At 63.9% G+C, this 20,510-nt stretch carries 17 protein-coding genes; 3 read left to right on the top strand and 14 right to left on the bottom strand.

What is annotated here, in order from left to right; translation table 11 throughout:
* Position 1 precedes the first annotated feature (1 nt).
* The 9 genes from AC07OY_RS14775 to AC07OY_RS14735 form a co-directional block, all read right to left on the bottom strand.
* Complete coding sequence (locus AC07OY_RS14775) at positions 2–4,198, bottom strand: helicase-related protein (RefSeq protein ID WP_495043356.1); 4,197 nt, start codon at positions 4,196–4,198, stop codon at positions 2–4.
* A complete protein-coding gene (locus AC07OY_RS14770; protein WP_495043355.1) occupies positions 4,191–7,040 on the bottom strand; it encodes a hypothetical protein in 2,850 nt (949 codons plus the stop codon). Before AC07OY_RS14770 ends, AC07OY_RS14775 begins: the two co-directional genes overlap by 8 nt.
* 62 nt (positions 7,041–7,102) lie before the next feature.
* Positions 7,103–8,839, bottom strand: coding sequence for an Eco57I restriction-modification methylase domain-containing protein (locus tag AC07OY_RS14765; protein ID WP_495043354.1), 1,737 nt, complete (start codon positions 8,837–8,839; stop codon positions 7,103–7,105).
* Between the two features lie 238 nt (positions 8,840–9,077).
* Complete coding sequence (locus AC07OY_RS14760) at positions 9,078–9,917, bottom strand: HesA/MoeB/ThiF family protein (protein ID WP_495043353.1); 840 nt, start codon at positions 9,915–9,917, stop codon at positions 9,078–9,080.
* Positions 9,905–10,417 (bottom strand): hypothetical protein, encoded by a 513-nt coding sequence (locus AC07OY_RS14755; protein WP_495043352.1) that lies wholly within the window; start codon positions 10,415–10,417, stop codon positions 9,905–9,907. Before AC07OY_RS14755 ends, AC07OY_RS14760 begins: the two co-directional genes overlap by 13 nt.
* A complete protein-coding gene (locus tag AC07OY_RS14750; RefSeq protein ID WP_495043351.1) occupies positions 10,414–10,743 on the bottom strand; it encodes a hypothetical protein in 330 nt (109 codons plus the stop codon). Before AC07OY_RS14750 ends, AC07OY_RS14755 begins: the two co-directional genes overlap by 4 nt.
* Positions 10,740–11,018: a hypothetical protein gene (locus AC07OY_RS14745; protein WP_495043350.1), complete on the bottom strand. Its 279-nt coding sequence runs from the start codon at positions 11,016–11,018 to the stop codon at positions 10,740–10,742. Before AC07OY_RS14745 ends, AC07OY_RS14750 begins: the two co-directional genes overlap by 4 nt.
* Positions 11,019–11,122: 104 nt before the next feature.
* Positions 11,123–11,683 (bottom strand): DNA-binding protein, encoded by a 561-nt coding sequence (locus AC07OY_RS14740; RefSeq protein ID WP_495043349.1) that lies wholly within the window; start codon positions 11,681–11,683, stop codon positions 11,123–11,125.
* A 22-nt stretch (positions 11,684–11,705) separates the two neighbouring features.
* Complete coding sequence (locus tag AC07OY_RS14735) at positions 11,706–12,785, bottom strand: ATP-binding protein (RefSeq protein WP_495043348.1); 1,080 nt, start codon at positions 12,783–12,785, stop codon at positions 11,706–11,708.
* Positions 12,786–13,042: 257 nt separating this feature from the next.
* On the opposite strand from AC07OY_RS14735, the gene AC07OY_RS14730 reads away from it, so the two are divergent.
* The gene (locus AC07OY_RS14730) at positions 13,043–13,573 is read left to right on the top strand and encodes a thymidine kinase (RefSeq protein ID WP_495043347.1); all 531 of its coding nucleotides are present in this window, start codon (positions 13,043–13,045) and stop codon (positions 13,571–13,573) included.
* Between the two features lie 84 nt (positions 13,574–13,657).
* Here the strand turns inward: AC07OY_RS14730 and AC07OY_RS14725 are convergent, their stop codons facing one another.
* The 3 genes from AC07OY_RS14725 to AC07OY_RS14715 form a co-directional block, all read right to left on the bottom strand.
* The gene (locus AC07OY_RS14725) at positions 13,658–13,894 is read right to left on the bottom strand and encodes a hypothetical protein (RefSeq protein WP_056266878.1); all 237 of its coding nucleotides are present in this window, start codon (positions 13,892–13,894) and stop codon (positions 13,658–13,660) included.
* A gap of 95 nt (positions 13,895–13,989) precedes the next feature.
* On the bottom strand, positions 13,990–14,751 hold the full coding sequence (locus AC07OY_RS14720; protein WP_495043346.1) for an enoyl-CoA hydratase/isomerase family protein: 762 nt from the start codon (positions 14,749–14,751) through the stop codon (positions 13,990–13,992).
* The gene (locus tag AC07OY_RS14715) at positions 14,748–16,166 is read right to left on the bottom strand and encodes a hypothetical protein (protein WP_495043345.1); all 1,419 of its coding nucleotides are present in this window, start codon (positions 16,164–16,166) and stop codon (positions 14,748–14,750) included. Before AC07OY_RS14715 ends, AC07OY_RS14720 begins: the two co-directional genes overlap by 4 nt.
* A 62-nt stretch (positions 16,167–16,228) precedes the next feature.
* Between AC07OY_RS14715 and AC07OY_RS14710 the strand changes: the two genes are divergently transcribed.
* Positions 16,229–17,884, top strand: coding sequence for an alkaline phosphatase family protein (locus AC07OY_RS14710; RefSeq protein WP_495043344.1), 1,656 nt, complete (start codon positions 16,229–16,231; stop codon positions 17,882–17,884).
* Here AC07OY_RS14710 and AC07OY_RS14705 read toward each other — a convergent pair.
* Both AC07OY_RS14705 and AC07OY_RS14700 read right to left on the bottom strand, forming a co-directional pair.
* Positions 17,874–18,515 (bottom strand): hypothetical protein, encoded by a 642-nt coding sequence (locus AC07OY_RS14705; protein WP_495043343.1) that lies wholly within the window; start codon positions 18,513–18,515, stop codon positions 17,874–17,876. The genes AC07OY_RS14710 and AC07OY_RS14705 overlap by 11 nt on opposite strands.
* 25 nt (positions 18,516–18,540) lie before the next feature.
* On the bottom strand, positions 18,541–19,335 hold the full coding sequence (locus tag AC07OY_RS14700) for a head GIN domain-containing protein (RefSeq protein WP_495043342.1): 795 nt from the start codon (positions 19,333–19,335) through the stop codon (positions 18,541–18,543).
* 128 nt (positions 19,336–19,463) lie between these two features.
* Between AC07OY_RS14700 and ypfJ the strand changes: the two genes are divergently transcribed.
* Complete coding sequence (gene ypfJ / locus AC07OY_RS14695) at positions 19,464–20,339, top strand: KPN_02809 family neutral zinc metallopeptidase (RefSeq protein WP_495043341.1); 876 nt, start codon at positions 19,464–19,466, stop codon at positions 20,337–20,339.
* The last annotated feature ends 171 nt before the right edge of the window (positions 20,340–20,510 follow it).

The following is a 20,510-nucleotide window of genomic DNA, read 5'->3' as shown; positions in this document are numbered from 1 at the left end:
TTCAATCTCCTAAATCCGTGCCTTCGGCCACACCACGCCTGATGAACTGCATGACCTTGCGTGCTACTCCGTCGCTGACCCCATGTCGCCCATCAAGATCCCGGTGACCGAAGTAGATAACCCCGGCTTCGTCCACGTCACGCAGCGATGTCATGGGCCTGTTCATAACGCTCGGCTGTGCCTTGAAGTAGTCCATCAAGCTGCGTTGCTCCCCTAAGGCGTCGCGAGCCCAGCTAGTCAATAGCGTTTCGACACGCTCACGGATGAGTTCTTGGTAGTGTTGCTTGCCGCCAGGCGCGAAGTCGCCGTCCAAGCCGATGGCCTTTTCGACGAACTCGCAGATGCCCTTGATGAGGGGCCCCTTGGCTGCAGGGCTCTTGTAGACGTCGACGATGAACGGAATCCAGGACAGGTCTCGCACGGTGTGCTTCTTGTCTGGATCGAGCTTGTAGAGCTCCGAGATGTAGCGCACGCCCGTGAGATAGGCCTGTATGAAGCTGGGCAATACGCGCTCAATGGCTCGTCCCGCCCACCGATCGATGGCCGCGGGCGAGACCATCCGTTCCAAGAAGCGGTGGTAGCTGTCGAAAACCTCGACGATGTAGCGGTCGCGACGACGCTGCGGCGTCGGGATGAGCACGACGAAGCCCACATGCGTGCGGCCCACCCGAGATGACGCCTGGATGTACTCGGCGACGTCGGAGGGCATCCCCGCAAAAAACATCGAGTTGAACTCCTCGACGTCCACGCCGTGCGAAACGGCAGAGGTGGCGATGACCGAGCGAAGCGCGTCAGCGAGCTCCGGAAGCGCATCACCGGGCTTCGGGCGATCTTGAGCGTCCTGAACGGTCTTCTGGATTTCGCCTTGTGACACCGAGCCGGTGATGAGTTCGGTGCGCAAGTCCGAGATGGGAAGCCGACGCTCTGCGTGTCGCTTGCGGGTCTCCTCAAACTCCGCTGCCATGATCTGGTCGCCACCCTTCTTGTTGGTCACGTAGGTCAGCGCGATTCGATGCAAGTCGACGACGGTGGCGAGTTCCGATGGCGTAGCGGCTTGGAGCTTTGCACGGTAGAGCTGCTCAAGCGTGCCGGGTGAAACGCTGTCGACTAGCTTGGCCCGAGCGGCAGCAACTTGCGCTTCGTCGCCCGTAGTTAGCGCCAGCATAAGCTCCGTGATGATGGTGTGGAAGTTGGAGAGCACCGCTACGGTCGTGGCCGTGTGGGCGCGTCCGTTGGTCATAAAACCCACGTAGACCCGACTCCAGCGCGACCACTCTTCGACGTTTTGCAGGGCGGCGCGCTGAAGCTCATCTTCTGGCGGTGATGTCGGCCCCGCGTAGAAGGACTCGTAGAGGCTCTGTCCCGGATACGGGAACTGCATGGCAGGCACGGGCCGTTGATATAGGTGCTCGAGCTGCCGGTCGGGGTCGGAGACCGTCGCCGAAGCCGCCACCACCTTGGCGCGGCGGCGTGTGCTGCCATCGGGCTCATAAGCTACGAGCTCGTAGAGCGGCTTTGCGATAGACGTCAGAACCGCGTCTAGCGCCGACTCAAACAACCCCGCGAACGTCCCTAGAGACTCATCGAGCAAGTGCGCCTCGTCTTGGATGAGCAGGCTTGGGAACGGATCGTGGAAGAGGTGCGTCCCGTCCGGATAGGCTGGATAGAGCTTCTCGTAGCCCTTGGCCGTAACGTCTCCCTCGTACTCGCTCGTCTTGGACGGCATGACAAGGCGCTTAGTCACCCTGTCACGCAAGGGCGCCGCGCCTAGCATCGAGTAGATACGGCGCAGGGTGCCGGAGGACTGGCCAATCAGTGCCAGCTTATCCACCGTGCCTAGAAGCACCGATGGCGCGAGGTCATAAATATCGACGTCGCAGATGTAGAACGGAAGCGGCTGGTAGCCGCCCGTGTTCGACTCGCACTTCGCGTTGGAGCAGACATGCGCGAGCGTCCCGCCCTTATCGGCAAAACGACGCAGTACCGTCTCGCTGCGGCAAAAAGGGCAGCGCGGGATCTTGTTCCAGGCGGCCTTCTGCAGTTCGTAGTTGACCTCTGCCGATTCCAGCGCTCGCTCGGTCTTCAGGTCCGCGGTCACGTCCTTGATGTCAGGGATGTCAGTGACACCGGGCGCGTAGTGGTTGTTGGGCGAGCCGCCGCTGCCCACCCAAAAGCCGATAGCGAAAGGGTCGCCGCCGATGGCCAAGCGCCTGCGAACCAGTTCTGCCTTGGCCAGCGCCAGCGCGCATCGTTGAGCTTGCTGAATAGTCAGCAGCCGCAGCGGATAGCGAATCATGGCGGTTACGCCCACGTGCTTGCCACGCAGTCTGTCAAGGAACAGCGAGAGCACCAGCAGGCCGAAGAACGCTTCGGACTTGCCGCCACCCGTAGCGAAGTAGAGCAGCGACACGGTGTCGTCGCGCTCGCGCTCATACTTGTCGCGGAAGCACTTCATCCGGCTGGCCATCGCCGGGACATGGGCGATGACAAAGGCGATCTGGAAGAGACGCCACGAGCCGTTGTCGCTCTTGAGCTTGTCGAGCATGAGATCGGCCATGGCTTCATTCATGCACAGCCACGACTCGTAGACGATCGCTCGGTCGTCAGTTTGGGGTCCGCGCTTGGCGGTCTTGTCCCAGGCCGCCTTGGAATCTTGGAGGATTGCCAGGCCTGCCTTGACCGCGGCGATTTCTTTCTCCCAGCCTAGCTTGTCCTTCGTGAAGCCGCCTTGCTCGCGCTCAAGCCCCACCATGTCTCCGGGCTCCAGGCCGGCTGCTAGCTCCACGGTCTTGTCGAGGTTGGCGAACCAGTTGTCTAACGCCCCGGACAACGGCAGTACGGCACCCAGACCTCCGGGGGTGGAGAGGTGGCGCATGTTGGGATTGATGCCGTCATACCCTTTGGGTGTGATGCGCGGCTGCGTGTAGCGAGGCGCCCATGTTGTTCGCAGACGCAGCGCTGTCGTGTCATGCGAGTGCTGCAGTTGCACTCCACCGTTGAAGCCCATCGCCGGGTAGTCAAGGTAGCGGTTGTAGCGATACGAAGCCTCCACGCGCCCGAGCCGCAGTGGCGCGTGAAGCGCTCGCGGCATCGAGACTTCCAAATGCACCTGGAAGATGCTTTGGTCGGTGAGATCCCCGCCTCGGAGCGGTTCATCCGAGACGTTCTCGAGGCTGATGTGCAAATTGGAGCGCGAGGGATGCGCCCAGTCAGCGGACAGCTTCACTTGCCACGACAACAAGATCTCAGGCAGCGCCAAAGCCTTGGTCGGATCGGCTCGCACCTCTTCGATGAACTTAGGCCAGTCACGATACTGAGAGGGGCGAACGACCGCGTTCTTGCGGAAGCACCAGAGCTTGCCTTCGTCTGAATCGGCCCACTGCCGCACGGCACGCTGAACCGCAGCCGTCAGATCAGCGGACGCCTGCTGGACTTGCGCCGCCAACTCGCCTCCCGAAAGTGCCGGATCAATGACCAAGGCCGGCAAATGTGCATGATCAATCGGGATGCGCAGCCACTTGTGAGGCAAGTCCATCGGTTTGAAGAGGTCGTCGCGGATCTCGGGCAGCGCTCCTCCCGTCGCGACGACGCCCTCTCCGGACTCCTCGCCGGGCTCACTCGAACCATCACCCTCAACGGAGAACAGCATCGTGATGTTTGGCGGGAGCTGCAGGCGTTCGAGCACTTCCCGTCTGACAGCCTGCTCGATCTCTCGCCATTGAGGATGGTCGACGCGGCGCTTGAAGGACTTCCCGGCCGATTCGATCTTCCAGCGCTCGCTCAGCGCTTCCTTGGTTTGCGCCTGCAGGCGTTTGCGGACGTCGTCGCTCAGGCGAAATCGCGGCGCACAGTCCGGCCGCCTCATGTCCTCCGGCGTCGGTAGAACTCGGACGTAGACTTCAAAGCGAGGATCAATCGTTACGACCCCGGCCGCGCCACGGTGGATCTGGCAGTCCAGCCCGTGCGCCGTGATGCGGATGGGCTGCGTAACCTCGTCCCCCGTACCTCCTACGCGCAGGGGAGGTAGCAGGAAAGCCGATGCCAAGATTGAGCGCGGACGAGAGCCGAAGAGCACTTGGCCTTCCGGGCCGTGACCGCTTATTCGTGAGAAGGTCAGGTTCAGCAGCGAGTCGACCATACCCTCTTTGAGGGTGGTCGAGATCTTGGCAGGATCTGCGCGAACGACAACATTAGTCATCCTTCATTTCTCCCTCGGGCCGATGGATGGCTTCGATGTGGTGAACGTTTTCCTTGGCTCGTTCGAAAAGCATCTGCACGACCGCGGGCCTAAGCCTGCGATGCACTACCGTCGACTCAGGCTCGAGCAGCATCTCCGCGTAAACATCCGACAGTCGGCGGCCGTCGGCCCTGCGCACCCCTCGCAGCGGCTGGATCACGGCCTTCCAGAAATAGACCGCATGGATGTCGTCCATGCCAAGGGTCTTGGCAAATGCTTTGAAATGACCTTCCGAGCGAGGCGCGCCCGGTTTTGCGTCATCGAATGACCTACCGGCAAACCGCTCCACGTCGAGCCAAGCGCGAACCGTGCCTTCGGCAGGAGGTGCGCCCCTCGGGCTGAGCTCCCGTGTGATGGCCTCGTGGACATGAGCGGCCCTCAGACTCAGCGTGGCCCCCGGAACCTGGCTTGCCAGATCTCTCACCGTTCGGTGGTAGCGACGTAGATCCTCTTCGAAACGACGGTCGTGGCTGATGGGGACCCCGGCTTCTTTCAAAGCCGCTTCCGTCAGCTCCCGCAGCTCCAGAGTCATGACAAAGAGCCGATCACCCTCTTGCAGGTCCGACACGCTCACCCCCTTAAACCCCCGCGTCGAGGTATGCGCGAGGGCGGGCTCGAAAAGGTAGGCGCGCGTGGCGGGGCTGCGCTTAACGGAAGCACCGCCTTCGAGCACAAACTCCCATGCGTTGGGGTCGTGTTCCTCGTGATCTTTGACAACAGACGACAGACCTTGCTCGAAGGAGAAGGTCGGCAGCACGAAGTCGCCGCGCTTGAACAAGGTGTATTCGTCGATGTCGGGAAAGTCAGGCAGCTGCTGAAAAAGCGCATCGAGCCGGCTCCTTAGGGTCGTAAACCCGGACAGCGTGCGGACGGCCTTGATCGTCGCCTTCAGATAGGCGGCGTTTCGGCGCGTTAAAAGCACGTACGCTGGCGACGAGATGCGCGGTTCAAGAATGAGCATGCGCAGAGAAACTTCGTCGAGACCCACGAAAATCAGAGTCTCTTTGCGAGGTGCGTCGACCTCGGACTCGAGGTTGCGCGAAACCACGAATCGAACGCAGTCGCGCAGCACTTCGAAGCCCGCGCCGTCCGGATAGCCGTCGTAGGTCTCGAAATACCGCTGTGCAAGGCGTAGAGCCGTTGGCTTGGTGAAGACAAGGCAACACTTCTCGGTGCCGCGAGTCCGCTGCTCTATGAGCTCAGCGAGCATGCGTGCCAGAGGCGTGCCGTTCTCGTAGTTGCGCCACATTTCATCGCCCTTGTCGATAGCGCGCTCAAGCCGGATGCGCTCTCCGAAGGCTGGGTCGTTTCGGATGGCTTCGAGCTTCGACTTGTAGACAGGCCAGGCGTAGTTCTGCCGAACGGCCATCGGCACGTCAGCCTCGCCGAGCCAGTTCACGAGCACACGGGTGCTGGATGGCAGCGCAGCCAAGCGAGACAAGTAGGCAGCGGCCTGGTCCATCGACTCGCCCCAGGTCGGATTGGTCACGTCGCGTCGCACTCGAGAGAGCAACTCGATGACGTTGGCCGCTTCAGTGTCGGCCACGTCAACGACGATCTGCCTGGGTTCAGGGCTCAGCGACTCGGGCCTCGCCGCTGGCATCAGGCTGTCGCCGGTAACGGTGCAGACCACACCGTGCACGGGAAATCCCGAGCCCAGCAGCCAGGCTGCGGCTGGACTTTGCTTCTTCGCCCGCTTTTCGAACTCTTGCAAGAGCTGGGTGCGCAAATGCGGCTCGTCGATGACGATGAGGACAGGCGGGATGCGCTCGCGCCACACTTCCCAGGCACAGTCGAGAAACTTGACGAGGTTTGTCTTCCAAGAGGGGTTGTCTCTGCGCAGCGCCCGAGTGGCATCCAACAGCAGGACATCAGGCTGGCGACCGTTGCGAAGACTTCGCAGGGCCTGCCGAATGTCGTGCTCCGCGGCCTTCCAGCTCACAGCAAGGAGCGCGTCCGGGGCGTTGTCGATCTCGCCAAGTGCGCGTAGCGACAAGTTGCTGAGTGCACGGCGGTGATCAATGTCCGTGATGCGAGCTTTGACGTATCTCAACAGGTCGCCGTCGCAGGCCTTCCAGGACTGAAATGCCCTATCGGCGAAGAAGTGCGGAAGCAGTTCGGCGAGCGTCGGGTGAATGTCGCCCGACGCATCTGCACTGACGCTGTTGAGCGCAAGCCAGAAGGGGTCCTTCTCAGGTCGCGAAACAGTCACGGCCGGATTCGGCTTGACCTCAACGAGATGTTGCGCAAGCCGGACCAGAGCCGCGCGGTCAATGTGGGCATGGTTGAGTGCTTGCAAGAAGTTGGACTTGGCCGGGTAGACCAACGTCCGCATGCCTTGCTTGTCGCCTTGATGCCAGCATGCGGCGCAGGCGACGGCATGCACCATGCCCAGCGACCGCAGTGAACCTGGCCACAACATCACCAGGCCGGAATGCTTAGTCTGAGCAGCGTGCAGCAGTTGAGAAGCAAGCGCCTCGACCGAGGAAGCCACCTTCAGTGAAGTTGCCGCGTCATCCGCCCACAGCGGCAGCCCCATCGCTGCCGGGGGCAAATCGCGAGTGGCGGGGCGCGACGCCTGGAGTGATGCCGACGAGTTGGAAGGCTGACACGCTGTCGCCGGCCTTGCAGCACCGTTGCCGGATGTGGCGAGCTTGACGGACTGAGACTTCTCCGAATTTTCGGCCTGGGCTCGCATCCACGGCAGCTTCGCTGCGAGCGCCTTCTTCTGCTCGACTGCGAGTTGTTGCTTCTCCGCCCTGTCGGCGGGAAACTGGTTCCGTCCCTTGTCTGGCCTGTACATCGGGCGTTGCTGTTGAAGTGGATGTGATGCGCTATCGATATGCGACGGGCTTAGGCGCTGAGTCAGTCCGTTGACCGGTACGTCGCCCGGACCGCATCATCGAAACCGGGTGCGCCACCTTTGAGTCGCTTGACGCGGACGGGGTCCGGCAGGAGCAGTTCGTTCAGCTCTGAGACCGCAACGTTGCTAGCACCCGAGATGGAGCGAAAGACGCGGTCAACTGGCTGCGTATTTAGGACGGCCGCCAGCTTGTCTGGTGGCATTGCGTCCTCACTCACAGGTTCGAGCACGATGACGTGGTTCTCGCAGACATAACCTCCAAATTGGGCAATCCACGCTTCAGGCACTGCAGCCGCCACCAGCCGGCGTTTCTGATCGCTCGACGTCAGCCGTTGCAATAGGACGGTAGGTTTAGTGAAGACGCCGGAGTCGTTCAGAGAGCTGATCTGAACGAAACGTCTATCGCGGCTAAAGCGACACTCGCGCCCATGGTCAAAGCGTCCGTCTGGTGTGATGTCGGTTGCCCATACCAGGGGGACAACAACGCGGTCAGACCTCGATGCGGGCAGCTGAGCAAAGCGCGGACGCGCGTCACGGTACGCGACGAGGTGTCCAACCCGCGCTACGTAGCCGTAGTCTGAAAGGGTGAAACAAGCGGACTCTGCCGACTGAAGAAGATCGGCATCGCTTGCTGCGCGAGGTATGGGCCAGGGCCGTCCTGAGTTTGGCAACAGAAAGGCACCGACGGCCTCGAACTGCCCGTTAGGCTTGAGCACACTCACTCGAGTGTTCGACTCGACGACCTTGCTGGGAGAGCGAGTGCGTAGCACCGTGATGGCTGTCTCCTGCTCCACGTCGATGAACATAGCATTTCGATCGCTAAGCATGTCCACGTGCAGCGTGTACGCGTTGGTCAGAATTTTTGTTCGCAGCCTGGAGAAGGACTGACCGGAGAGAAAGCTGGTTGGGGTGAGCAGCCCGATAAGGCCGCCGTGCTTAGCGAGCTGCAGGGTGCGATTGATGAAGAGCCCGTAGATGTTGGGCTGCCCCTCCACAACATCTCCGTGCGCCTTGCGATAGCGCTCCAGTTCCGCTGCCTTGAGCTTCCTATAGGGAGGATTGCAGGCAAGAACGTCGGGCTTCAAAGTCTCGATGGCCGGAGAGGTCAGGCCGTCGCCCTTGAAGAGCTGGATCGAGAGTTCGCGACCTGCGGCCGTCATCAGGCTTGAGAGGGCCATCCGCAGGAACTGCCGCGAGATTTCGAGAAGCACGGGGTCAAGGTCGTTGCCACTGAGGTGGCGCTCAATGTGCTCGAGCCGCTGTTCTGCGGGTAAACCTGCATCGGCAAGCGCTGCAGCAATGCGCTGAGCTATCGGCACCAGGAAGGCGGCACCGCCGCAGGCCGGGTCGTGCCAGTGGTGCGTTGTCAGAGATGCACCTTGCTCCACCAGGTTGTCGATGACCCTCTCTGCCAGCTGCGGAGGGGTGAAATAGAGCGCGCGTTCGGTGCGCAGCTTGTCACCTACCAGCATGGCGTAGGCGGTCGCTAGCCAGTAAGCCGCCTCGTTAAACGGCTCTTCGGAGAGCCAGGCAGCGAAGTCCTGAACCGCATCCTCGGCGATGAAACCGCTGCTCCCATAGGGGGCACGATCAGCGGCCAGGCGGGGATAGGCCGCTCGCTGCCACAGGTAGAGCAGGCCTTTGACGAGCCGCTCCACGCCGTCGGGGTTGTTGACGGCGAGCGGTGCCAGGGCTTTAACGCGCCGATAGAACTTCAGGCGCTGGACGGGGATGACCATCGCAGGCTTGGGTAGCGCCTCCCCTTTTACTTGGGTCCGCGACCTGCCCTGTCTAGCCTGCTGATTCGGATCACGTCTGCTCTTGCCATGGCTCCCATCCCTGTATTTGCATTTTGGTGATGGTTTGTACGGCATCGGCCACTTGAGATCAATCGAGATTGGCGCTCGGCGCCGCAGGACGATCTGACTCGGCAGCCGGCAGCCTACTGGCACGGTGTATGTGCGACTGCAAGAGCTACTAAGCGGCGGCAACAATTCGATCCGCCCCCCACTGCACGTCCCCCAGAGCCCCCCGCAGCAGCGGGTAGTGTGGGCACGTCGTCTCGCTGAGGTAGCTCAGGCGGCGGCTCGGGGTGACAGTCATGCGGTTGCCGTCGTACTCGCTGTACAGCGGCGGCTGCGTGGCACCGTGCCAGGGCGTTAGCAAGCTCATAAAGATGCCAACGGCCGTGGATGCCAGGATGCCATTTGGCCAAACGACCTGCGGTCGACCGCCTGCAGCACCGTAGCGCTTCGCTTCCGCGGCCAGCAACTCGTCGGTCAGGAAGCCCATGCATCGCATGCAGGGGCAGCCGGGCATCGACAGGATGACCTGGCCGGAGATGGCGAAGCGGTTGGCCTCGCCGGTGACGTCCATGCCGACGTCGACGTAGGGGATCAGGTAGCGCCGAGCAAACCGCTCAAGTTGCTCGCGCTGATCGTATGAATCCACGCAGCCGAAGATGGCGTCGCAAGTGCGCAGCGCTGCCACGTTGTCCTGCCACCGCCCCGCAAAGGGATTGACCTTTGCCGCCGGGTTCACGGCCTTGATGAGCCGACGGATGACATCGGTCTTGAGCTGCTCTTGCAGTGCCGCGCGAGCCGTAAGCCCAATCATGCGATTTCGATTGGTCTGGTCGCCCCGGTCGAAGTCCATCGGCTCGAAGTGGCCCACGCCGATGTGAGCGAGCTGCTGGGCGACGTGTGAGCCGCCACCACAGAGCCCGATGATGCCGACTCGCGCAGAGGCGATGCGCGCGTCGCTGTCCGGGCCGAGAAAGCTTTGGCGTTTCAGGTGTGCTCGCATCAGCGCCACCATTTGCCGAAGATGCCCAGCGGCCGGCCCACGACCGACATCTGGTTGATCGTCCGGGGACGGCGCGTGGGAGGGTCCCAGGCCATACCCGTCATCTCGTTGTGGCTCAGCACCACCATGCCGTGCGGCAAGCCAGGGCGCACCTTCCAGAAGTCAGGCACGAACTTGGCGCTCTCCGACATGTCCACGCTGCTGAAGCCCGGCTTGCCACGGTGTTCATGACGGTGAACGTGCAGCATGACGGCGCCGCTACGGCCGTACGCGTACTCGAGCGCTTTGCGAATGGCTGCGGGTCCCATCATCGCGCCGACCATGGGGGCGTCGACGTAGTCATGGTCCGCTACCGGCAAGTAGTCGTCCGCCAGGAGGAGCATGCCGCCCGGGACGACCGAGGTCGCGCAGGCGATGAAGCCGACGCGCTCATGGGCGAACGCATGACGGCGATCGAGGTCGGCATGAATCTGGTTGAGCAGACCTTGTGCGATGCGGAAGACCGTCTTCATTTGAGCGCCTCCATGTGTTCGCGCAGGATCTGGATCGCCGCTTGCTCGCGCGGTACGTTGTTCCAGGACCAGGTGTGCCAAGTCCGGCCAAAGAGCAGGTGGGTCGTCCAGTTGGCGCCACGCTCGGGCACCGGCTGCGAGAGGAACAGCCGGGTCGTGTAGCCGCTGTTCGTCAGAGCCAGGAGCCCGTCGAGCACTCGCTCCTGCCCGGCTCCCAACAGGCGCAGTCCGGGCAAGAAGACATAGTGGCCGCCACCCTCGCTCATCGCGGTGGCACCGGGGCTCAACGCTTTGAGGGCGTTGATTTCCTCGTCCGTCGCCTTCACGACGAGCCACCGTGGCGAACGTGGCTGACAAACTGTTCCTTGGGGTGTACCTGGATGGTCTCGTCGTCGGCCAGCGGGATGAACTTGCCGCCAACAACGCGGTCGAGTTCGTACTCGGCAGGGATGTTGAACATCGCCTTGAGCGCGCTCACGACGTACTTGCCCTGCTCGATGGAGCGGGAAACGCCGTCGATCTCGATCGTAATGATGTGCCCGCGGTCCTTGGCCTCGCCGCTTGCCTGCATGGGCAACGTGGAAGTCTGGGTCGAATTCATGGCAGCTCCTTATCTGCTTAAATGAATCTGTTTAAAATCGCCTGCGGCTGAGCGCCGAAGACTTGCCATCAGACTAGCAGCTTCCTCGGCTTAAAGCAAGCGGTTTAATCAGATCCCTTGATCGCGCGGTACTGGAACTCGATGCCGCCGGTTGCAGCCACCTCTTCCACGCGCATCAGGTAACCGTCCTTCACCAGGTTCTTGAGCCGGGTGCTCGCGTTCTGCACTGACAGGTCAAGGTCGGCCGCAGCCTGTGATGCAAGGACTGCGCCCCGCTCCATCACGTAGTCGACCAGTAGCTTGGTTGCCGGCGACTGCTCGGGGCCGATCACTTCGAACTTCGAGTGGTCCCAGATGACCAGAGGCTGTTCTTTGGCGCGAGCAGCGTAAGCCCAGTTGTCGATGAGATCTCGGTCGTGCAGGTCCATCAAGTAGATGCCCACCTCGCCGCGCAGCTGCTTTGCCAGCGAAACGACGCTCTCACGTGGGAACGAGGCGTCGGTCGCCTCAATGTCCTTGAGCGTGATGCCGACGAACTTCGCCGCGGAGTTCTGCTCGACAAAGTCCCTCAGCTTCTGGAAGACGGCTTTGCCCTGGATGTTCCCGAACGGCCGCTCGCTGTCCGTGAACTCTCGAAGGTTCACGACGATGGAGTTCTGGTTCATTTGCTTAATTTAACGACGCATCCTACGCCGCGTCAAGCCGAAAGTCGAAGCAGATGTGCGTTCCGTCAATTCGTGCCAAGTTGAGCCAATGAGCGAATCTCACTCCGTCCGGTGAGTGGTAAACCTTTAACTCGAAATCGCTTTGGCGTACCGTGAATGTCGCTCTGAACTTCTCTGCCAAATCGCCTGAACGCTTAAGACCTAATCCACTGCCGTTCTTCTTTTTTTGCGAGATTGAGCCGTGAATGAAGATTTCTTTTAGAAGAGCCACTCCTTGATGATCAGAAGATTCCTTAATTTTCTCTGCAACGTCTGGATATCTCGATCCGAGTAGAGGCGCCAGCGTACCCACGATCCCTTTACCGTTATCAGAAATTACTACCTGGATCTTCTTACTACTAGGATAAAACTGCAATGCAGCGAACCCATGAGATGACGTTCCCGAGTGCTCAACAACATTTGTATAGAGTTCCGAAAGGATCGTGAATGCCGCTATGTCATAGGTCTTGCCCGCAAAATTTAGAAAGCTTTTGTGGATGAGTTCAATAACGGTCGCATCTTCTTCGGTAGGATCGATCGTTCGCAGTTCGATTAGGCCTTCATTGTTGCCTCGGTAGCTTTGCGCACGTCCTGTCTGCGGCCGCTCGGGAAGGACTTCGACGTCCTTAGATAGGAGCTCAAAGAATCCGTTGCGATCAAGAAAGCTCAGTGAGCTATTAGAGGAGTCTTTGAAATCAAGCGCAATCTTCTTGTTTGCCTCACTTAATTGGTTACAGAGGGCCAAGAGTCTGGCCTGAGCTTCCAACATAAGTTTGCAACTATCAACTCCGAAAATGACCCGGGTATCTTTAGCATTCCATATCGAGTCATGAAGCTGCAGCTTCCTTTCAAACTGTCTCGAAGTCAGCCATTCGTCCCCTAGTTCTATCCTAAGATCGATCGGTCGTATGAACCATTGATATCCGTCGCCCTGCAAGAAGACGTCAGCATTGCTGTAAAGCAGGCTATTTACGCTGCTCTTATCTACCTTGAGATATCGAGCAATATCGCCTGCCTTAGCACCGGGATTCTTCTCAAGATATGCACGAATGTGCGTAAGCATGGGAAGAATGATAACTGAACGCCTCCATTCGCCTGCGTGGGGCAGGCTCGACGACAACGCCCGTGCTCGAAGAAAGATGGACGCCCCACGTCCAGTGCGGTCGACCATCTCAAGACCGCTGGCGGCGCCGAACGCTCTTCAAACTTTGCACTTCGATGTATGCATCGACGCGCCGCCCTCTGCCAGCTTTTCTATGGTTGACAGTCGCTTATCCGCAGCGATGCCATTCTTTGTATAGATAGGGGATTGGAGCGAGAGTGAACGCCGGCAAATCCACCGCCCTGCTGCAGGTGGCCCACAACTACGAGGAGCGCGGCCACAAGGTGCGCATCTTCACGGCCAAGCTGGACGATCGCTATGGCCGCGGCTTTGTCACCTCACGCCTGGGCCCGCAGCGGGAGGTCGAGCAGTTCGACGCCGACACCGACTTCATCGCCCTGATGGGTGACAACCCCGGCATTGCCTGCATCCTCATCGACGAGGCGCAGTTCCTGTCCAAGCGCCAGGTGCAGCAGCTGCACGAGATGGCCCATCTGCGCAATCTGCCGGCCATCTGCTACGGCCTGCGCACCGATTTCCAGGGCGAGCTCTTCCCCGGCTCGGCGGCCCTGCTGGGCCTGGCCGACGAGATGGACGAAATGAAGACCATCTGCGACTGCGGCCGCAAGGCGACCATGAACATGCGTGTCGACGCCAGCAACCGCAAGGTCACCGAGGGCGCCCAGGTCGAAATCGGCGGCAACGCGCGCTACCGCTCGGTCTGCGGGCGCTGCTTTCGCCAGGGCTGAAATAGGGAAGCGCCGCCACGGGCACGGGGCCCGTGGCGGCGCTTGGTCATTCATGGGCCTCGCACAGGGCGAGGCAAAAAGGTCTTACTTGGCGGCGATCTGCGCGTCCAGCTCCTTGCAGGACGGCGAGCAGACGGGCTGTGACTTGCCCAGCAGCTTCTTGGACTTGAGCATCGCGCGCGGGCGATGCTTGCCACAGAGGAAGCACGACATCGTGGCCGCGCCGAAAGAGGAAGTTGCCGCGAAGGGCGAACCCGGGGCTTTGGAGCGGTAGCGCAAACCATCCGCTTCGATGGTGGTCTTGGTGGTTTCTTTGGCCACGCTGGTCCTGTCGAAGAGTGTTTAGAAGGGGCGCGCGGGCAGGCGCGCAGGCCCCGTATTTTCCACGATGTGGCGAAGGCCCCGGCCTAGGGCTTTCAACCCCCCTTGAATCGTGCCGGTCTTTTGCCCGCCCAGGCCGCCTGGCCCTCGGCCAGATCGGCGGAATCGCGGGCCTTCAGGATGTCGGCGGCGAGCTGCTTTGCATCGAGGCGGCCGGCGGCGATGGCGTTCAGATGCTGCTTCATCGGCAGCAGGGCCAGCGGGGCCATGTCCAGCAGTTCGGTCGTCAGGGCCGCCAGTGCCGCGTCCAGGGTTTCGACATCGGGCAGCAGCTGGTCCAGATAGCCGCAGCCCAGCAGGGCGGCGGCATCCAGCGTGCGCCCGGCCAGCAGCACCTGCTTGGCCGTGGGCAGGCCGAGCCGATCGACGAAGCGCCGCAGGCCGCCCGCATAGAAGTGCAGGCCGATGCGCGCCGCCGGCACGAACATCTCGACCGCCGGGGCGCCGAGGCGGAAGTCGCAGGCCAGGGCCAGGTCGGCCGCCCCGCCATAGACGCCGCCGTGCAGGCGCGCCACGGTGATGGGCCGCGCGGCCTCCAGCGCGTCGGCCAATTCGCCGAAGCGCGCGCCGGCGTCGATGGCCCCCAGGGCGCCCAGGTCGAAGCCGCTGCAGAAGTGCTTGCCCTCGCCGGCCAGCACGAGAACGCGCACGGCCTCGGCACTGTTCACCTCGTCGATGAGGCGTCTCAGGCTGTCGAGATCCTCGACGGCCAGCCGGTTGGCCTGGCGCGGCCGGCGCAGCGTGATGCGCGCCAGGCCGGCGTCGACCTCCAGCAGCGGCGCCAGGCCGCTCGTCATGCGCGCCGCCTCGCCACGCGGCCCTGCAACGCATAGGCTTCGCCAAGGCGTGCCAGGCGCGCCTTGCGCTCCGCCTCGGCCAACTCCTGCAGCGCTCGCGCCTCGGGGGCCTTCAGCCCGGTGTCCTGATGCAGCACCAGTTCGGCGACCAGATCCCAGTCGACTTCCAGGCCGGCCGACCACAAGGGCGCCGCCTCCGGCAGTTCGGCAAGCAACTGCTGCAGGGCATCGGCCCTCGTTTCGGCCGCCACGAGGGCCGCCAGTTCGGGCCAGCGGCCCAGCGACGCGTCCTGGGTCTGCGGCGGCCAGATCGCGCACAGCCACTGCGGCGAGCGACTCTCGACGCGCAGGCCGGCCGGCGTCTGCGCCAGCACCTCGCTCGCAGCGGCGACCTGCCGCGCCAGCGCCGTCCAGGCGTCGGCCTGCCAATGCGCGAGCAAGCGCGGATCAAGCGCTGGCGGCTGAGGCGTGAGCGCCGCCATGTCCAGCTCCGGCATCTCGGCGCTGACCGGCGGCGGGTTCACCTGGGGCAGTTCGATGCCGGCGATGACCGACTCCGGATCGGGGTCGGGCGGCGGTGGTGCGACGCGGAAGTCCAGCACCGGCGACTCGACCACGGCGGGCGCTGCCGCCACGGAAGGCAGTCGGATGTCGTCGAGTGCGCGGGGCGGCTCGGGCGGGGGGGCGTGGAAATCAAGCACCGGAGGCTCGATCGGCGACGCTGAGGCCGATGTCTCGCCGACAGCGGGCGCCTCAGGCTCCGGGACGGCCTCACCCCTGTCAGGTTCAGCGACCCCGGGCTCTGACATCTCCGCCAGGACCGCCATCGCTGCCTCCGCTTCGGGCTCCGGCAATTCATCGGTGACCGCCGCCTCGATATCGGCCGTCGGTGCGCCGCTGGCATCCAGCACCTGCGCCTCCTCCGCGAAGAGGGGCCAGAGCGATTCGTCGGGCAGCGGCAGGTCGACCGCTTCCCGGGCCTGCACCGCGTCCTCGCTGGCCAAGGACGGCGCCAGATCCGCATGGTCCGGCTGGGGCGTCGTGGGGATCTCCGGGACCCAGGCCTCCAGCACCACTCGCGCTGGCGGCGCCTCGGCCAGTTCGACGTCCTCGACATCCAGCATCTCGTAGCCGCGCGCCTTGAGTCGCGCCAGCTTGGCCGGGTCCGGGCCGCTGCCGCCACGCAGCAGCGCCTTGAGGTTCAGGTCCAGCGGCGCCGGTGCCGGCGGGCGCCAGCCATCGAGCAGATGCGTCGGGTCGAAGCCCTCGGTATCGATGCGGGCCGCCAGCGGCGCGTCCTGCCTGGCGTTCGCATGCAGCAAGCTGTCCAGCGTCAGCTCGGACAGGGCAGCAGGCGCGGGCGGACGCCAGCCGTCCAGCGCGTGGGTGGGATCGAAAGCTTCTGGTTCGGCCATGGCGTTTACAAGCCAGACATTGTGACGACGTAAGCTCGCGGATCCACTGTCACAAAAACGTCATGTTGCACACTCGCCGCCGCCTGCTGAGCCTCGCACTTGCTGCCGCCCTGTCCGCCTGCACGACGGTGGCGCCACCGGCGACCGCGACGGCAGCGCACAAGCCCAAGCTGCTCGTCCTCGTCGTCATCGACGGCCTGCCGATGCGCCAGGTGACCGGCTACCGCGACCAGCTGGCTCCCGACGGCTTTGCCCGCTTCCTCGACCAGGGCCGCTGGTTCGCCGACGCCCATTACGGCCACGGCCACACCGTCACTGCGGCCGGCCATTCGGTGATGCTGTCCGGCGCCTATCCGCAGCGCAGCGGCATCATCAGCAACGAGTGGCGCAACCCGGCCACCGGCGAGCAGGTCTACAACACCGGCGATCCGGACTATCAATACATCGACAGCCCGACCGCGCCGCTGTCCGGCACCAGCCCGCGCAACCTCAAGGTCGAGACCCTGGGCGACGTGCTGCGCACCGGCTCGCCGACGTCCAAGGTCATCGCCATCTCGGGCAAGGACCGCGGCGCCATCCTGCCGGGCGGCCACAAGGGCACGGCCTATATGTATATGAGCGAGACCGGCCGGTTCGCATCCAGCACCTATTACATGCAGGCCCACCCGCAATGGGTGACGGCGTTCAACGCCGCCAGGCCGGCCGACGCCTTCTTCAAGAAAACCTGGTCGCCGCTTCTGCCCGACACGGCTTATGCGCGCTCCGTGCCGGACGGCCAGTCCTGGCAGATCGCCAGCGGCAACGGCAACCGGCTGCCGACCGTCGTCGGCGACAAGATGGACGGCCCAGGGCCGCGCTTCTACGGCAGCCTGCTGGCCTCGCCCTTCGGCGACGAGCTGACGCTGGCCTTCGCCCGCGCGGCGGTGAAGAACGAGCAGCTGGGCCAGCGCGGCGTGCAGGACCTGCTGTCGGTCAGCCTGTCCAGCCACGACTACATCAACCATGCCTTCGGCCCCGAGTCGCGGCTGTCGCAGGACCACACCCTGCACCTGGACCGCCATCTGCAGGCCTTCTTCCAGTTCCTCGACAAGGAAGTCGGCGCCGGCAACTATGTGCTGGCCCTGACGGCCGACCATGGCTTCACCGACACGCCGGAATGGGCCGTCACCCAGGGCCGCGATGCGGGCCGCTTCACCAGCGGCCCGGCCCTGGCCGCCGTGAACGGCGCGCTGGCCGCCAGGTTCGGCGTCGACAAGCTGGCCTGGGGCTTCTCTGCCTCCGGCCTGCTGATGAACGAGAAGCTCGCGGCCGACAAGGGCTTGAAGTTCGCCGACGTGCAGGCCGCCGCCCGCGAGGAGCTGCTGAAGCTGCCGGGCGTGGAAGCCGTCTTCACGCGCGAGCAGCTGCTGGGCAGCGACAAGGCCACGCCCTACCTGGAAGCCATGCGCAAGTCCTACGACCCGTCGCGCGCCGCCCAGCTGCAGATCGTGCTGAAGCGCGGCTGGATCTTCAGCTACCGCGCCGGCGGCAGCACCCATGGCAGCCCGTATGACTACGACACCCATGTGCCCCTGCTGTTCTGGGGGCCGGGCTATGTCGGCAAGGGCGAGATGAAGGAGAGAGCCGAGGTCGCCGACCTGGCGCCGTCGCTGGCGGCCGTCGCCGGACTGAAGGCCCCCGCCCAGGCCCAGGGCCGCGACCTGAAGCTCAAGCCCTGAGGATCAGCGCCGCCGCGGACTCGCCCCAGACGGCTTCGGTCAACGTCAGCGCGCCCAGCCGCTCGCCCAGGGCGACGGCCTGGGCCGGTCCGGTGGAGGGCAGCATGACGAGCAGGCGGCCGTCGTCCAGCCGCATGCAGCCGTCCTCGCCCCGGATGCGGGCCAGCAGTTCGGCCGGGTCGGCCTCGACGGCCAGCGTGGCCACGGACAGGGGCCAGGCACGCGGGTCGGCCAGCAGGGCCTGCAGCAGCTCGCGGCCGGCCTGGGATGTCAGCAACTGGCCGGTCAGGGGGCGCGGCCCCGCCAGCGCGCTGATGTCCACGCCGGTCAGGGCCAGGCCGCCGTCCGGCGTGCGCTGCTCCACCCACCAGAGCCGCCGGCCGTCGCGCCAGGCCTGCTCATAGCCGCGCTGGGCGATGCGGCTGCGTCGCTCCGGCGCATCGACGGGGCCGAGGCCGGCCCGGCGGGCGGACTCGACCATCTCGCTCCAGTCCGGCGCCGCTTCGGCATCCAGGCCCCAGGCCTGGCGATAGGCCGCATTGGCCTGCAGCAGGCGGTCGCCAGCGTCGAACAGGGCCAGCAGCAGCGGGCCATCGGCCAGGGTCTGCCACCAGAGGTCATTGGGGTTCACGGCCCGATTCTGGGGCCGCGACGCGTCAACGGCGGCTGATCTCGCCCGAGCCGCTGACGCTTTGGCGCAACTGCGGGCGTCCGGCATAGCTCAGATCGCCGGAACCGCTCAGTTGGACGTCCAGCTGTTCGGTGACGCCAATGGACACATCGCCCGAGCCGTTGATGTTGACCTTGGCGGCGCGGCCGGCCAGGGAGCGCGCATCGACATCGCCCGAACCGCTGACCGACCAGCTCTGCTGGTCCGCCCGGCCGGCCAGGCGCACATCGCCCGAGCCGCTGATGCTGACGCTCAGGTCCTTGACCTCGACGAGGCCGAAATGCACATCGCCGGAGCCGACGATGCTCAGGTTCAGGCTGTCGGCCTTGAAGCGATCGGCGGCGAGGTCGCCGGAGCCGTTGATGGCGATGGCCTGCAGGGCGCGGGCATCGACGCGGACCACCGGCGCCGAGCGCGTCGTGAAGCCGACCTCGCGCTTCATGCGCACCACCAGGGCATCGCCCTCGACGACGGTCTCGACCAGGGGCTCGATGTTGTCGTCGGCGACGACGGTGGCCTGGTCGCTGCCGGCCTGCGCCAGCTTGACGTCGAAGGGGCCTTCGATGCGCAGCTTGCTGAAAGCGCCCAGGCTGCGCGCCTTCTCGACCTTGACGCCCGAGCCCTTGATGCGGTTCTTGCCGCTGCCGTACTCGATGGGGCCGCTGAAATGGGCCGTCCAGCCGTCGGACTCCTTCTTGATCCTCAGTCGCCAGTCGTTGTCGCTGGCCGAGACGGTGCCGCAGGCGGCGGCGATCAGGATCAAGAGGGCGAGTCGTTTCATTTCTGGCTTCCCGGTTCAGGCGATGACGGCAGTTTGTCCGACCGACAGACGCGGCACCGTTGCCGCGCGACAGACTGCATTTCCGCGGTCATGGGCCGTAGGATGAAGCGATCTGCAGGAGAGCCATCATGAAGTGGGAAGGCCAGCGCGAGAGTGAGAACGTCGAGGACGCCCGTGGCGGCGGTGGGGGTGGCGGGCGCGGCCTGCCCATCGGCGGCCGGGGGCTGGGCGTGGGCGGCATCGTCGTGGCCCTGCTGGCCTCCTGGGCCCTGGGCATCAACCCGCTGACGGTGCTGGGCCTGCTGGATGGCGGCGGCGGTGGCGCGCCCGTGCAGGCGCCGGCCGCGGATTCCCATGCCCAGGACCCCGGCTACCGCTTCGTCAAGGTCGTCCTGGCCGACACCGAGGATGTCTGGAGCGCCTATTTCCAGCGCAGCGGCCAGCAATACCCCATGCCCAAGCTGACGGTCTTCCGGGGCCGCGTGCCCACGGCCTGCGGTACCGGCGAGTCCGCCATGGGGCCTTTTTACTGTCCGGGCGACCGCAAGGTCTATATCGACCTGGATTTCTACGACACGCTGCGCCAGCGGCTGGGGGCGCCCGGCGACTTCGCCCAGGCCTATGTCATCGCCCATGAAGTCGGCCACCATCTGCAGAACCTGATGGGCACGACGGAAAAGCTGGACCGGGCCCGCAGCCGCGTTTCGGAACGTGAAATGAACGCCTTGAGCGTCAAGCTGGAGTTGCAGGCCGACTGTTTTTCCGGCGTCTGGGCCCAGCTGTCCCAGCGCGGCAAGGGCTGGCTGGAGCAGGGCGACATCGAGGAAGCCCTGAACGCCGCCGCCCAGATCGGCGACGACACCCTGCAAAAGCGCTCCCGGGGCGCCGTCGTGCCCGAAAGCTTCACCCATGGCAGCAGCGCCCAGCGGGTGCGCTGGTTCAAGCGCGGCCTGGAAGCCGGCGACCTGAAGGCATGTGACACCTTTTCGTCAGCCGCCCTATGAGTCCCCAATTTGGGCCCACCCAATCAAGGGGGCGCCAGATGACCCCCAAAAGGCTTTGTGTGAAACACTTCCATCCAAATAGCCGAGCCCTCCAGTAGCATCGGCCGCCCTGAATTCCAGGGAAGTTGCTCCCTCAACTGGTGCAACCAAAACGATACGAGGCCCACTGTC

This window comes from Roseateles sp. GW821-FHT09H10 (assembly GCF_059415865.1).
The sequence above is the reverse complement of the archived record's forward strand: the minus strand, read 5'-3'. Positions and strand labels throughout refer to the sequence as shown.